The organism is Georgenia sunbinii, assembly GCF_036421875.1.
Classification (GTDB): domain Bacteria; phylum Actinomycetota; class Actinomycetes; order Actinomycetales; family Actinomycetaceae; genus Georgenia_B; species Georgenia_B sunbinii.
The window spans coordinates 58,663-73,021 of the sequence record NZ_JAZGOL010000007.1; the positions used below are offsets into that span (position 1 = coordinate 58,663).

A 14,359-nucleotide genomic window follows, 5' to 3' on the forward strand; every position below is an offset into this window, starting at 1 on the left:
CAACGGCTCACTCCGGGCGGGCGGAGGTCGCGACCCGCAGCGCAGCGACCGCCTGCTCGAGATCGCCCTGAGCGCGGTCGAGCCGTCCGACGTACTGCTCCTGCATGAGCTTGACGGTACCGAGGACGTCGTCGCGGGTAGCGGCCTCGACGTGAGCCCCGCGCCGCAGCATCTCGTCCTCGATCACCACCAGGCGCTGCTCCGACGCCTTCTGCCAGCGGCTGATCTGCCGCCGCAGCCGGCGCATCTGCTGATTGGTGTTCATCGCCGCGAGCGCCGCAGCCCCGGCGACGATGCCGAGCAGCGCGACCGTGACCACCTCGGCGTCGAGCTGATACGCAACCGCCGCTGCGACGACGAGCAGCAGGACACCGAGTCCCGCGACAGCAACCTTCTTCGACAAGGTGACCCCCTTTTCGACAACCGCCCTAGATTACACAGCAGAGTGGCACCTGCGGTGAACCGCGGTCGGTTAGCATCGCGATGCGCGGCCCCTCGCCGCCGGACGGGAACCGGATCATGTCCTTTCTCACCCCGCGACACCGCGGCACCGCCGTGGTCGTGGCCGTGCTCGTCGTCGTGGCGGTGCTCAGCGCGCTGCTCGGGGAGCCCGGCTGGAGCCTGGCGGTCCTGGCGGTCCTGCTGGGCGGGGTCGGCATCCTGCTGCTCGACATCCGCCACCGTCAGCAGGTGGCCGCCCGAACGCAACGGCGGCTCGAGGACGACGTCGCCGCGATCGGCGCCGCCATCGCCGAGGACCTGGGCGAGCTGCGGGCACGCTCGACGGAGACCGTGGCCGGCCTCGCGGAGCTGCGCGACGTCGGCTGCGCGACGTCGCGCACGCCGAGACGGCCGTCGCCACGGAGCGCCACAGTGAGACGACCCGGCACCTCGCCCGGCTGGACCACGAGCCGGTCAACGAGATCCAGGCGCTCCTCCAGCTGCTCCCCAAGGTGCCCGACGCTCCCCCGCTCCCCGGCTCCGGTGGGTGGGCGCTGAGCGCGAGCACCTTGCTGGGCCTCTGGGACGTCGTGACCCAGGAGCGGCCGGCGACCATCGTCGAGTGCGGCAGCGGCAGCTCCACCCTGTGGTTGGGCTACGCCGCCCGGGAGATCGGTGGAGCCCGCGTCGTCGCCCTGGAGCACAAGGCCGCGTTCGCCCGACGGACCGAGGATCTCCTCACCAGGCACGGCCTGCAGGGCATCGCCGACGTCCGCCACGCCCCGTTGTCGGCCGTCGAGATCGACGGCGAGACGTACCGCTGGTACGACCGCGCACAGGTCAGCGACCTCGGTGTCATCGACCTGCTCCTCGTCGACGGCCCCCCGAAGGGCACCGGCCCGATGGCTCGGTTCCCGGCGGTGCCGCTGCTCCGTCAGCAGCTCCGCCCGGGCGCGCTCGTGGTCGTCGACGACGCCCACCGCGCGGACGAGCAGGAGGCCGTCCGGCGGTGGTCCGAGCACGCCGGTCTCGAGCTGGTACGGCAGCTGAGCCGCGACGCCACCCTCTTCCGCGTCGGCTGACCCCGGGCGCACGGCGTACCGTGCAGGGTCGGACGGTGGCGCCGCGCCCTCGTCAGGCTGCGGTGCGAGGATGGTTCGGCGAAGCGACCGGTGACAGCCGCGAGGAGGTATGGGAACGAATGCTGCGTGACATGCTCCGGCGGTGGCGGCCGATCGCCTGGCGTGAGGCACGGATCGCCGAGCTCCGCACCACCGTGGCCGACCTCCGGGCCACCGTCGCCGAGCTCCGCACCACTGAGACCGAGCTCCAGACCACGGTGACCGGCCAGCAGCGTCGTATCGACGACCTGCGGGCGGCGGCCGCCCGGGCCGCCGCGACCCCGCCCCGCTACCAGCCCGCGGTGGCGTCGTGGCACGCTCGGGTGAAGGAGCAGCAGCGGGTCCAGCGCGCCGTCAACGAGCTCGACGACGCGCAGGTTCATGCCCGCCGTCACCTGTTTCTCAAGCTTCACAACTACGAGGTCGCCCGCGGCCACGGGGTCGCCACGCCGCAGGTGCTCGGCGTGTGGTCGGACATCGGCGACGTCGCGTGGGACACCTTGCCCGACGAGTTCGTGCTCAAGAGCAACAGCGGGTCCACCAGCCGCGGCGTGCTGCCGCTCGAGCGTCACGCCGGCGGGTTCCGGCTGGTCGACGGCAGCCGCTCGTACACCGCCGAGGAGATCGTCGCCCACTACGCCGACGCCCAGGGCGCCCGCCCGCCGTACTTCGCGGAGACGCTGCTGCCGGGGTCGGACATCACGCTGCCCGACGACGTCAAGATCTACGCCTTCTACGGCCGGATCGCCTTCGTGCTGATCCGCCGGATGCCGGTGCACGGCGACACCGCCCTCGGGCAGCTGCGGATCCTCGCGCCCACCGGTGAGGACCTCCAGGAGGTGCTGCGCGGGCGGACGTCCGACGAGACGGTGCCGGTCCCCGCGCAGCTCGCGCTCATGCTCGACACCGCTGCCGCGCTGTCGCTGGCGCTGCCGGTGCCGGTCGTCCGCGTGGACCTCTACGCCGCCGGCGACGACGGTGTCGTCCTCGGTGAGCTCACCCCGCTCCCGGGCGACTCCCACACCTTCACCCGTGACTGGGACCGGCGGCTCGGCGAGATGTACGACGACGCCGAGGCCCGGCTGCAGGTCGACCTCACCAACGGTCGGCCGTTCGAGGTGCTGCACGGCACGCACGACCGCGGGCTCACGGCAGTCACCCCACCCACGACCCGCGCCCCCGCGCGCCCCGGCTGGGACGTCCGCCGGTGACCGCACCCCCGACACCAGCGCGGGTCGCCCCCACCGGCCACCCGGCCGCCACCAAGCATCGCCGCGGGGACATCCAGGGCCTGCGGGCGGTCGCAGTGCTCCTCGTGCTCGCCTACCACGCGGGCGTGCCACAGCTCGCCGGCGGCTTCGTCGGCGTGGACGTCTTCTTCGTCATCTCCGGCTTCCTCATCACCGGGCTGATCGTGCGAGAGGTGACGACCACCGGACGGCTGCGGCTCGCCCGGTTCTACGCCCGCCGCGCCAAGCGGCTGCTGCCGGCGACCGCGGTGGTCTTCCTGGCCACCGCGGCGCTCACGGTGCTCGTGCTGCCGGTGACCCGGTGGGCGGAGATCGCCGGCGACATCGCTGCCAGCGCCGTCTACCTGATGAACTGGCACCTGGCGGACCGCTCCGTCGACTACCTGGCCGCCGGCTCCGCAGCCAGCCCGCTGCAGCACTTCTGGTCGCTGGCGATCGAGGAGCAGTTCTACGTCCTGTGGCCGCTGCTCATCGTCGCGATGCTGTGGGGCACCCGTCACCGGACCTCGACCAGCCGGCTCACGGCACTGCTGCTGGTCATCGTCGTCCCGTCGCTGCTCTGGTCGGCCTACTACTCGGGGGTCAACCCCGGCGCCGCCTATTTCCAGACGACGACGCGCGCGTGGGAGATGGGGATCGGTGCCCTCCTCGCGCTCCACGCCGGCCGCCTCGCCCGCGCCCCGCGCCAGGTGAGGCAGCTCGCGGGCTGGGCCGGGCTGCTCGCCATCGGCTACGCGGGTCTCACCTTCGACGCGGCTACGACGTTCCCGGGCACCGCGGCGCTGCTCCCGACGCTCGGGACCGCCGCCGTGCTGTTCTCGGGGCTCGGTCGCGGCGACTCGGAGAACCCTTGGCTGCGCACGACGTCGATGCAGGGCATCGGCGAGCTGTCCTACTCGTTGTACCTGTGGCACTGGCCGTTGCTCGTCGTCGCCACCGCGGTGTGGGGCCGGGTCGACGGCACCCTGCTGCTGCCCATCGGGCTCCTCGTGGTGGCAGCGTCCGCGGTGCCCGCCTGGCTCACCTACCGGTTCGTCGAGCGGCCGCTGCACCGCTCCCAGTACCTCGGCCAGCCGCGGCGCGCCCTCGTGCTGGCCCTCACCTGCGTCGGGCTGGGGCTGGTCAGCGCCGGTGCGGTGCTGTGGGCCCTCGACCGGGAGTCGACGGCCGTGGCGCCGGCCGCCGACGCAGCGGCCGGCGCTCAGACCCTCGGCGAGGACCCGACGAGCACCCCCGCCGTCGACGACATCTCGAGCACGGTGCCGTCGCTGCTCGACGTCGGCGACGACAACGCCGACGTCTACGCGGACGGCTGCCATCAGGACCAGTCGAGCCCCGACGTGGTCTCGTGCACCTACGGTGACCCGACGAGTGACACCACGGTCGCTCTCATCGGCGACTCGCACGGTGCGCACTGGCAGCCGGCGCTGCGGGTGCTGGCCGAGGACAACGGCTGGCGCCTCGAGACCTACACCAAGTCGAGCTGCTTATACGGCGACACCACCGTGTGGCTGCCGGCCACCGACGGCCCCTACACCAGCTGCGAGCAGTGGCAGGAGGGCGTCACCGAGACGCTCCTCGCGGGCGGTGTGGACGTCGCCGTCGTCGGCTCGAGCGGCAGCTACCGGGCAGTGGCCGACGACGCACCGCTCGGTGCCGCCGAGTCCGCGCCCCTGGTGTCCGCCGCGATGGCGGCGAACTGGACCCGGTTGGAGGAGGCAGGGATCGAGGTCGTCGCGCTCACCGACACCCCGTGGATGGGCTTCGACGTGCCCGACTGCGTCGCCCAGCACGAGCCGGACCTCACCGCCTGCACCGCACCACGCGACGAGGCGATGGCCCGCTCAGGCGCCGGTCTCCTCGAGCTCGCCGCGGAGCAGGCACCGGGGGCCGTGCTCGTCGACCTCACCGACTTCGTGTGCCCGGGCGACACGTGCGTGCCGGTCATCGGCGGCGTGCTCACCTACAGCGACGGCCACCACCTGACCGCCACCTACTCCCGAACCCTCGCGCCGCGGCTCGAGCCGGTGCTCGCGGACGTCCTGGGCGAGGGCGGCTCGCCGGACGCCGCCCCGGGGCACGCATCCCCTGGCACAATGGTCACCAGTCCGGGCCGCTGACCAAGGAGCCGTACCGCCGGTGAGCACGCCACGACAGCCACTCCGCGAGTCCCAGCGGCACCACCTGCTGACCGACTACGCCGCCATCGCACGCGCCCGCGGACCGCGGGCCACCGCCATGACCGCGATCCGGCAGCGGTCGGTGCAGATGCGCGACATCCTCAGCTACAACGCCACCGGCAACGAGCTCACCTGGAACCAGCTGCGCCAGGTGGTGGCGACCTCGAGGGACCTGGACCTGCACCCGGTGTGGTGCGCCAACCTGGCGTACGTCGTCGGGCTGCAGGGCGTCGAGCCTGACGACACCGCTGAGGCAGTCGCGGTCTACGACCGGTGCCTGGCGGACCTGCCCGCCGGTGCGCAGCGGCTCGAGCACCGCAAGACCTACGTCGAGCTGCTGCTCGCGCAGGGCCTGACCGACCGTGCGCGGGAAGCACTGGACGCCTTCGCCGACGTCCGAGGGCTCGAGCACGACTACCTCTGGATGGACACCCTCAACCCGTTCGCCACGGGCTCGGGCGACCATGCCGACGAGTGGCTCGAGCTGTTCCAGGAGCGGTTCCGTCAGCACGGGCTCGAGGCGCCTTCGCTCTCCGCGGAGCCGACGGCCACCCCCTACGACGCCCTGCGTGCCGAGGCGACCAGCACCACGGCGTCAGGGCCACTGATCTCCGTGGTCATGACGAGCTACCGCCCCGACCACGCGTTGCTCCACTCCATCGGCTCGATCCTCGGCCAGTCCTGGACCAACCTCGAGATCGTCCTCGTCGACGACGGCTCACCGGCGGAGTACACCCCTGTCCTGCAGCGGGCGGTGGAGCTCGGTGGCGAGCGGCTCCGGCTGATCAGGCAGCCGACCAACGAGGGCACCTACGCCGCCCGTAACGTCGGGCTGGCGCAGTCACGTGGCCAACTCATCACCGGACAGGACTCCGACGACTGGTCCCACCCCCGCCGTCTCGAGCGCCAGGCAGCGCCGCTGCTCGCCGACGACCGGCTCACCAGCACGGCGAGCAGGGCGCTGACGGTCTCCGAGGAGCTGGTGAACTTCCGGGTCGGTCAGGCTCCGTCCCGGCTCAACGTCTCGTCACTGATGTATCGCCGGTCCGCGCTCGACGTCGTCGGCGGCTACGACAGGTCGCGCAAGGCCGCCGACTCCGAGTTCATGGAGCGGATCAGCCTCGCCACCACCCCGACCCACGAGGTCGCCGAGCCGCTCGCCATCGTCCGGGTCGTGCCGTCCTCGCTGTCGCGTACCGACTTCCGGGCGAAGTGGCGGCACGAGTCCCGGCGGTCCTACGTCAGCGCGTACCGGCACTGGCAGGAGACCGCGGACATGGCCACCAGCGGCCGGCTGCCCCAGCACCCGCGCCCCTTCGCCCTGCCCCGCCGGTTCGAGCCCCACCCGCCCGCGAACGTCGTCTACGACGTCGTGTTCGCCTCGGAGTGGCGCCGGTACGGCGGACCGCAGAAGTCGATGATCGAGGAGATCAAGGCGCTGCTGGCGGCCGGCAAACGGGTCGGGGTGATGCAGCTCGCTGCTACCCGGTTCATCTCGCTGGGCGCCGGTCGCCACTGCGCCCCGGTACAGGACCTGCTCAACAGCGGAGCAGTCGGGGAGGTGTTCCTCGACGACGACGTCACGGTGCGGCTCCTCGTCGTCCGCTACCCCCCGGTCCTACAGTTCCTGCCAAGAATCGAGGTCCGGCTCGACGTCCACCGCCTGATCGTGCTGGCGAACCAGGCACCGGCGGAGCGGGACGGCTCCGACATCCGGTACAACGTCGACGACTGCCGCGCCAATGTCAAGGCACTGTTCGGCCAGGCGGCACTGTGGGTCCCCCAGGGCCCCACCGTCCGTGGCGCGCTGGAGCCTCTGGTGCCGGGCGCCGAGCTGGCCTCCTTCGACATGCCCGGCATCATCGATGTCGCCGAGTGGTGGACCGAGCGGAAGTCCTACCGGGCCGACCGTCCCGTCATCGGTCGCCACTCCCGCGACGACCCGATGAAGTGGCCCGGCGACGCCGAGACCCTCCGGTCGGTCTACCCCACCGACGGCAGCGCGGACGTCCGCGTCATGGGCGGCGAACGGACGCTCGGCAAGCTCCTCGATCAGCGGATACCGCCCGACTGGATGGTGCTGCCGCGCGACTACATGCCGGTCCACACCTTCCTCAACGCGATCGACTTCTTCGTGTACTACCAGCACGCCGACGCCTACGACGCCTTCGGCCGCGCCGCCCTCGAGGCGCTCGCCGCCGGCTGTGTCGCCGTCCTGCCACCTCATCTCGAGGCGACCTTCGGACCGGGCGCCGTCTACGCCGCCGAGACCGAGGCGTTGGCCACCGTCCGCGAGCTGTACGCCGACCCGGCCGCCTACCGGGCGCAGTCGGCGGCAGCGGTCGCGTACGTCGACGAACGGTTCGGGCCGCGGACGTACGCGTCCCTGGTGGACTCCCTGCTGGGCGTCGACGACCTGCTGGCGCCGGGGGTCACGGCCCCGGCGTAGGGCCACCGTCGGACAACGCCACCATCTCCTCGCGGTGCCGTTGCGCCGCGCGCAGCCGCTCCGCCTCGAAGCCGGCGACGAGCCGCCGTTCCGCTGCCACCACCTTCTCCAGCAGCCGTTGCTCGCGCGCGGCGGCAGCCTCCTGGGCCTGCCGGTCGCGTGCGGCCGCCTCCTTGCCCAGCCGGACGGCCAGCTCGCGGACCTCGCGCACCTCGCGCAGGTCGCGCTGCAGCCGGCGGGCGGACTTGCGGAGGTCGGTGAGGTCACGCGCCGCCCTGAGGTCCCGGCGGCGGCTGCCGAAGGACATCACCGCGGCGAGGGCGGCGGCCGCCGCGACCAGCGCGATCGCGACCGGCGTGTGGCCCAGCGCGGCGAGCACGCCGCAAGCGACGGCGAACGTCACGATCGCGGCCGCGCCGAGGGCGCGTCGTAGGTCCAGCCTCATGTGTCCTCTCCACTGCGGCGCTCGGGGGCGGGCCGCAGCCCTTCCCGGATCGTCCCACAGCACCGGCGGGCGTGGCCCGCGGTCACGCGCCCCTGTCCATGCTGGCGAGGATGTCCAGGCCCAGCCCGTCCGTCTCCCGCAGGTCGACCAGCCCGACCGCGCTGTATCCCCGCCGCATGCTGCGCAACCGGTCACGGAAGTACGCCGGCCACGCCGTGGTGGTGTCCGTCCAGGCACTCTGCGGCACGACGAAGTCGACGGGGTACCCGTACTGCCGTACCTCGGCGAAGTGGTCGGAGTCGAGGACGATGACCGGCCGAAAGCCGCCGGTGAGGACCTGTTCCTGCGCGACTCTCTCCAGCAGTGCGGGCACGTCGCGCGGGGCGGCACCGACCAGGCTCACCAGCACGACCGGCAGGTTGTCCAGGCCGAGCCCGCCGATGACGTTGCCGGCGGCGAGGAAGGACGTCCCACCGAGGCCGGCGTCGTCGAAGTCGAACATCCGCGAGACGACCGTGCGCGCCGTCCTGCTCGACCGCAGCCGCACGGCCAGCCGGCCGGCGCTCTTCTGCCCCACGGGCAGCCGCCGGGCACGCCGGTTGAGCGCGCTGATGAGGTCGGTGGTCCTGCTCATGGCCGTTCTCCGTTCGCGAGCCGCACGAGGATGCCGGCCGCCTCGGTGGCGCCGTTGCCCGGGTCCGCCGCCTGCGCACCGGCCACCATGCTCGTGCCGCGGGTGAGCAGGTCCTCGAGCAGCGGGGAGGCGGTCTCGACGGTGAGCGCCGGGAGCTGGTGCGCCCACCCCTGGTCCACCGCGAACCGCGCGCGCCCCTCCTGGTCGTCGAGCTTGGTCGCGGTGTTGGGCACGAAGAGTGAGGGCACCCCCAGGCGCAGCAGCTCGTGGAACGAGTTGTAGCCCGACGCGCTGATGACGACGTCGAAGGCCCGGTAGCGGCGCGACAGCGGGTAGTCGCGCACCAGGTGGACGCCGGCCCCGCCGTGCCCGGCGTCGGCGGCGATCCCGGGGACCGTCACGCAGACCCCGACCCCGAGCCGCTCCAGCGCGGCGGCCGCCGCACCGAGGTCGCCGGAGGTGTCGTTGATGTTCCCGGCGCCCAGCGAGACGAGGGCGAGCGGGCCGTCGAGCGGCAGGCCGAGGGCCTCGCGCGCCTCCTGCCGGTCGGCGAGGTCGGCGGGGTCGACCAGCGTCACCGGCCCGACCCGGTGCGCCGGGGTGCCGACGGTGGCCCCGGCGTCGTACGCCGCGGCAAGGTCGCCGGGCTCGATGACGTCGTCGAACCACGCCGCCTTGGCGAGCTGCTCGGTGTTCATCCCCGCCCGCCACATGCCCCGCCGGGACCAGACCCAGCGCGTCTGGGGCCGCCGTGCGCGGATCTCCTCGATGCCGTTGTAGGGCCAGGTGCCGTCGAACACGACGACGTCGGCGCCGACCCGGTCGACGGTCTCCGCCGCCCGGTCGACGAACATCGGCTGCCACCGCCCCGGCGGCATGTCGAGCGCCTTGGCCGAGGGCAGGTACTCGTACGGGTAGCCGAGCCGCCCGGCGACCGGCGCGGCCTGCGACATGGAGAGCACGTGCGCGTGGGCGTCCTCGCCGAGCCGCCCGGCGTAGGACAGCAGCCGGGTCAGGTGCCCCATGCCGGCGCCGTTGCTCGACATCAGCAGCACGGTGGGCCGGTCGCGGAGCGCGGGCACCAGCGCCACCCCCTGACGGCGCGGCTGCGCGGTCTCCGCCGGCGTCGTCTCCGGCTCCCCGATGAGGGCGGCGACGCGACGCACGTGGGTCTGGAAGCTGAACCGCTCCCGTGCCACCGCGGTCGCCCGGCGAGCCTGCTCCTCGTACCGGTCGCGGTCCGCGTACAGGCCCTCGACGACGCCGCGGACCTCGTTCGGCTCGGCGTAGACCGCCGCGTCACCGAAGAGGGGCCGGAAGTGCGGCGGCAGGATCGCGGGAAGTCCGCTGGCGATCGCCTCGAGGATGGTCCGGCCGAAGGCCTCCAACCAGCGGGGGTCGTGGTAGTAGGCGAAGAAGTCGAGGCCGGCGAGGAACTCCTGCGGGCTCATCGCCCCGAAGGCCAGCACCTGCCACGACGTGGGGATCTTGCCGAGGACGCGTTCGACCGGGTCGGCGCCGCCGAGCACCCGGACCTGCCACGAGCCGTCCACCGGGTAGACAGCGCGGAGGGTCTCGGCGTCGGCCGGCCACTTCTGCGCCGAGGGGCGGCTGTGGCGCCCGACGACGGGCCGGTCGGAGCGCCGGCTGTCGCGCTCGGCGTGCCACGCGTCGACGTCGATGATGTTGACCCAGTCCTCCGGCGCGAGCCGGCCGGCGGGCACCGAGGCGGCGATCTCGTCGCGGACGAGCGGTCCGATCGGCGCCCACACCGGAGCTACGCCCAGCCGCTCGCGGGCAGCCCGGTCGGCCTCGGCGATGTCGTAGACGAGCTCGCCGCGGTGGTCGCGCGGCCCGGAGTTCGCGAGGACGACGACGTGCTCGGCGGTGATGGGCGGCAGCTGGGCGGCCGCCGCCTGCAGCACGCCGGGGTGGCGAAAGACGACGAGCTTGGCGGTCACCGGCCGCGGGCCGACGAGCAGCCGCGCCGCGCCGCTGCGCACGAGCCGCGCGATCGCCGGGTTCACCGCGCGGACCTTGCGCACGAGCGGGCCGTTGAGGTGGACGAGCCCGGTGGTGTAGCCCGCCGCGTGCTGCGCCTCGATCTCGGTGGCGATGCTGTGCGACGTGCCGCCGGGGAACCGCAGGTCCGAGATCAGCAGGACGTCGACATCGCGGCTCATCGTGGTCATGGTGAGTGACATCCTGCCACGCGGCCCCCTGGTGTCGGCTCAGCCACCGCAGGCGTCGATCCGGTACACCGCGGCCGTCCCGGCGGAGTCGACGAGCGTGAAACCGGTGCTCACGTCGACGTCACGCATCGCCGCGGTCCGCTCGTCGGTCTTGGCCCCGTCGTGCTCGCCGGCGGTGTCCTGGTAGAGGTGGGTGACGTCGAGCTCGGTGAGCGCCGCGCACACCGCTGGGTCCTCGTGGACCCGGGACAGACCCGCCTGCAGCACCAGCTGCGCGTCGGACATGCCGCTGGGCCCGAGCTGCGGGAAGACGACGTCGACGCCAGCCACCGCCGGCAGCAGCGCCGAGCCGTTGAACGGGTCCCCGACAACGACGGCGTCCGCCGGCAGGTCCTCGCCCAGCCGGTGCATGAGCTCGAGCTCCTCGGCGGTGGCCATCGTGCCGAACGCCAGCTCTCCGGGGACGAACGCGCTGGCGACGACCCGCTGCTGCAGCGGCAGCCGGACCACCGCCGTCGCGACGACCGCGAGGACGACGACGGCGACCGCGGCGGTGGCGGCGCGCGTCGCCGTCGTTGGGTGCCGGACGGCAGACCGCGCGCGGTCGACGAGGGCGGTGAGCGCGATGGCGGCGAGCAGGATCGCCGGCACCGCGGCGACCGGCGCGATCCGGCCGGCCTGGGTGTACCAGAAGCCCGCCAGCCACCGCAGCGGGTGCCCCTCGGGGCCGGCCGCCAGCACCGCGAGCCCGACGGCGAGCACGAACCCCGCCACCAGCCACCGGTCGCGGCGGCGCCGGAGCACGACGACGATCCCGGCGAGCGTGGCCAGGGTGATGGCGGCGTGCTGCCAGCCGTCGCCCGGGTACGCGCCGGCCAGGGTCTGGTCGAGCACCACCTCGCGGAGCGCGCGGAGGTGGCTGTGGCCGCTGGCCCGCTCGAAGCCGACCACGGCCGCGAACGCGTCGACGTTCGCCGCGACGACGGGCGCCGCCACCACCGCGGCCGCGAGCGCCGCCACCGTGCCTGCGGCAAGGACGTGCCGGCCCGCGCGCCACCACTGCCGGGCACCGGTGACGACGGCGGCGACGATGATCGGCCCGGCGAGCAGGGCCAGTGAGAACAGCCCGCTGGCGTGACCGCTGACCACGCCGACGGTCGCGGCGCCGGCGGCGAGCGTGACGACGGCGGCGCGGGCGCCGGCACCTGCGGTCCACGCCCGCACCGCCCGGAGCATGAGCGCCAGCGTGCCGGGCAGCAGCGCGGTGGACAGCCCGTTGGGCAGCTGGGCGAGCACCGTGAGCTGGACCGTGGGGTAACCGACGAAGGTCGCGGCCAGCAGCGGGACGAGCACGAGGGGCAGCGGGCGCGGCCCGGTGACCTCGCGGGTGAGGCCGACGAGCCCGAGCAGCCAGACGCCGGCGCCGAGCACCGCGATACCGACGTTGGTCACCGCGGGCACGCTCGCCGCGGCGGGGACGATCGCCAGCAGTGCGTGCCACCCGGTCGGGTAATAGGGGGCCAGCGTGCCGCCGCCATAGAGCGGGGAGAGCCCGCCGAGCGGGGTCGCGATCCCGGTCTCCCGGATCGACACCACGGCGTTGAGGTGGAACACCGCGTCCCACTGCTGCAGCGGGGCGTCCGGGCTCGGCAGCACGGTGAGCAGCGGGAGGGTGAGCAGCACGAAGCCCGCGACGAGCGCGAGGACGACGGCGCCGACCCGCCGGCCGTCGAGGCCGCGGGGCTCGTCAGGATGCCCGACGAGCCGGCCGAGCAGCCCGGCGACGACCACGACGGCGAGCAGCACCGCAAGCACCGCCGGCAGCCGCCACTCGACACCGAGCCGGGCGAGCAGCACCGATGCCGCGCCGACCACACCGAGGGTCACCGGGGCGCCGGCGCCGAGCGCGACGAGCCCCCGGACGCCCAGCAGCCGCAGCGCCACCGCGCCCGGCGCGACGGCGAGCACGAGGAGCGCCGCGGTCGCCGGCAGCAACGACCACCAGCTCACCCGCCCACCCCCGTCATCCCCGCGACAGCAGACTTGTCCCCGACAGCAGACTTGTCCCCGACAGCAGACTTATCGCCGACAGCGGGGTTGTCCGCGACAGCGGGGTTGTCCCCGACAGCAGACTTGTCGCCGACAGCGGGGTTGTCCCCGACAGCAGACTTGTCGCCGACAGCGGGGTTGTCCCCGACAGCAGACTTGTCGCCGACAGCGGGGTTGTCCGCGACAGCAGACTTGTGCCCACGCCAAGCTGTGCAGCGGGCGCGCGCGAGCGCCGCCTGCCTCGTGCGCCTCACGTCAGTGACCGCCGCCGATGGTGATGCGGGGGGTGCCGGACCAGTCGGCCGGCTCGGTGACGTCGCGGCCGTCGACGAGCAGCCGGACCCCGGGGAGGTCGCCCGGGCCCAGGGTGCGGTACTCGTCGTGATCGGCCTGCACGATCGCCAGGTCCGCCGGGTCACCCAAGTGGTAGGGCACCCAGCCGAGCCCGGTGAGCTCGTCGTCGTCGTACATCGGGTCGTGGACCAGCACCTCGGCGCCGCGCTCGCGCAGCGCGGCAACGGTGGCGAACACCCCGGAGAACGCGGTCTCCTTCACCCGGCCCCGGTAGGACGCCCCCAGCACCACCGCGCGCAGCCCGGTGAGGTCACCGAGCAGCTCGGCGGCGCGGCGGACCGCGTAGTCGGGCATCGCGGCGTTGTGCTGCCGCGCGGTGCGCACGATCGAGGCGTCCGGATCGGTCGACAGGTACAGCCGCGGGTACACCGGGATGCAGTGCCCACCCACCGCGATCCCCGGCCGGTGGATGTGGGAGTACGGCTGGGAGTTGCACGCCTCGATGACGGCGTACACGTCGATGCCGGCGGTGTCGGCGAACATCGCGAACTGGTTGGCCAGCCCGATGTTCACGTCCCGGTAGGTGGTCTCCGCGAGCTTGGCCATCTCCGCGGCCTCGGCGCTGCCCATGTCCCACACCCCGTTGGGCCGGGCCAGGTCCGGGCGCTCGTCGAAGGACAGCACCGCCTCGTAGAACTCCCGACCCCGCACCGCACCGGCATCGGTGAGCCCACCGACGAGCTTGGGGTACTTGCGCAGGTCGGCGAACACCCGTCCGGTCAGCACCCGCTCCGGGGAGAACATCAGGTGGAAGTCCTCCCCCTCGCGCAGCCCGGACAGCTCCTCGATCAACGGCTTCCACCGCCCCCGCGTGGTCCCCACCGGCAGCGTCGTCTCGTACGACACCAGGGTGCCCGGCGTCAGGTGCTCGGCCAGCGACCGTGTCGCCGCGTCCATCCACCCGAAGTCCGGCTCCCACGTCGCGTCGTCGACGAACAGCGGCACCACGATGACCACCGCGTCGGCTCCCGGTACCCCCTCGCCGTAGTCCGTGGTCGCTCTCAGGCGCCCCGCCGGCACCAGCGCCGAGAGCTTCTCCTGCAGCTGCGCCTCACCGGGGAATGGCTCGACCGCCTCGTTGACCAGGTCCACCACCCGCTGCTGCACATCGATGCCGATCACCTCGTGACCGGCATCGGCGAACGCCACCGCCAACGGCAGCCCGATCTTGCCCAATCCCACAACAGCAATACGCATGGTGCTCCTCGACGCGACGGCCCGGTGACCGGGTGGCTGCTGCCACG

12 protein-coding genes are annotated in these 14,359 nt (G+C 73.3%); 5 read left to right on the forward strand and 7 right to left on the reverse strand.

Translation table 11 applies throughout. The annotated features are described in order from the left end of the window. Positions 1-7: 7 nt before the first annotated feature. Positions 8-403: a hypothetical protein gene (locus V2J52_RS15255; protein WP_331228588.1), complete on the reverse strand. Its 396-nt coding sequence runs from the start codon at positions 401-403 to the stop codon at positions 8-10. A gap of 116 nt (positions 404-519) precedes the next feature. Between V2J52_RS15255 and V2J52_RS15260 the strand changes: the two genes are divergently transcribed. The 5 genes from V2J52_RS15260 to V2J52_RS15280 all read left to right on the forward strand — a co-directional run bounded on the left by V2J52_RS15260 (position 520) and on the right by V2J52_RS15280 (position 7,441). Continuing rightward, complete coding sequence (locus V2J52_RS15260) at positions 520-999, forward strand: hypothetical protein (RefSeq protein ID WP_331228589.1); 480 nt, start codon at positions 520-522, stop codon at positions 997-999. Continuing rightward, positions 954-1,523, forward strand: coding sequence for a class I SAM-dependent methyltransferase (locus V2J52_RS15265; protein ID WP_331228590.1), 570 nt, complete (start codon positions 954-956; stop codon positions 1,521-1,523). Before V2J52_RS15260 ends, V2J52_RS15265 begins: the two co-directional genes overlap by 46 nt. A 119-nt stretch (positions 1,524-1,642) precedes the next feature. Next, positions 1,643-2,773: an ATP-grasp fold amidoligase family protein gene (locus tag V2J52_RS15270; protein ID WP_331228591.1), complete on the forward strand. Its 1,131-nt coding sequence runs from the start codon at positions 1,643-1,645 to the stop codon at positions 2,771-2,773. Then, complete coding sequence (locus tag V2J52_RS15275) at positions 2,770-4,932, forward strand: acyltransferase family protein (protein WP_331228592.1); 2,163 nt, start codon at positions 2,770-2,772, stop codon at positions 4,930-4,932. The genes V2J52_RS15270 and V2J52_RS15275 overlap by 4 nt, the downstream gene beginning before the upstream one ends. 19 nt (positions 4,933-4,951) lie before the next feature. After that, the gene (locus V2J52_RS15280) at positions 4,952-7,441 is read left to right on the forward strand and encodes a glycosyltransferase family 2 protein (RefSeq protein ID WP_331228593.1); all 2,490 of its coding nucleotides are present in this window, start codon (positions 4,952-4,954) and stop codon (positions 7,439-7,441) included. Here V2J52_RS15280 and V2J52_RS15285 read toward each other — a convergent pair. From V2J52_RS15285 to V2J52_RS15310, 6 genes are all read right to left on the reverse strand, one after another. Next, positions 7,425-7,886, reverse strand: a complete 462-nt coding sequence (locus tag V2J52_RS15285) for a hypothetical protein (RefSeq protein WP_331228594.1) — start codon at positions 7,884-7,886, stop codon at positions 7,425-7,427. The two genes, V2J52_RS15280 and V2J52_RS15285, sit on opposite strands and share 17 nt — an antisense overlap. Positions 7,887-7,968: 82 nt before the next feature. Beyond that, on the reverse strand, positions 7,969-8,520 hold the full coding sequence (locus tag V2J52_RS15290) for a hypothetical protein (RefSeq protein WP_331228595.1): 552 nt from the start codon (positions 8,518-8,520) through the stop codon (positions 7,969-7,971). Then, entirely contained in the window at positions 8,517-10,712 is a 2,196-nt protein-coding gene (locus V2J52_RS15295) for a glycosyltransferase (protein ID WP_331228596.1), read from the reverse strand. Before V2J52_RS15295 ends, V2J52_RS15290 begins: the two co-directional genes overlap by 4 nt. A 39-nt stretch (positions 10,713-10,751) precedes the next feature. Next, positions 10,752-12,722, reverse strand: a complete 1,971-nt coding sequence (locus V2J52_RS15300) for a DUF6541 family protein (protein ID WP_331228597.1) — start codon at positions 12,720-12,722, stop codon at positions 10,752-10,754. Further along, the gene (locus V2J52_RS15305; RefSeq protein WP_331228598.1) at positions 12,719-13,015 is read right to left on the reverse strand and encodes a hypothetical protein; all 297 of its coding nucleotides are present in this window, start codon (positions 13,013-13,015) and stop codon (positions 12,719-12,721) included. The genes V2J52_RS15300 and V2J52_RS15305 overlap by 4 nt, the downstream gene beginning before the upstream one ends. A 1-nt stretch (position 13,016) precedes the next feature. Further along, on the reverse strand, positions 13,017-14,312 hold the full coding sequence (locus tag V2J52_RS15310; protein WP_331228599.1) for a nucleotide sugar dehydrogenase: 1,296 nt from the start codon (positions 14,310-14,312) through the stop codon (positions 13,017-13,019). Positions 14,313-14,359 lie beyond the last annotated feature (47 nt).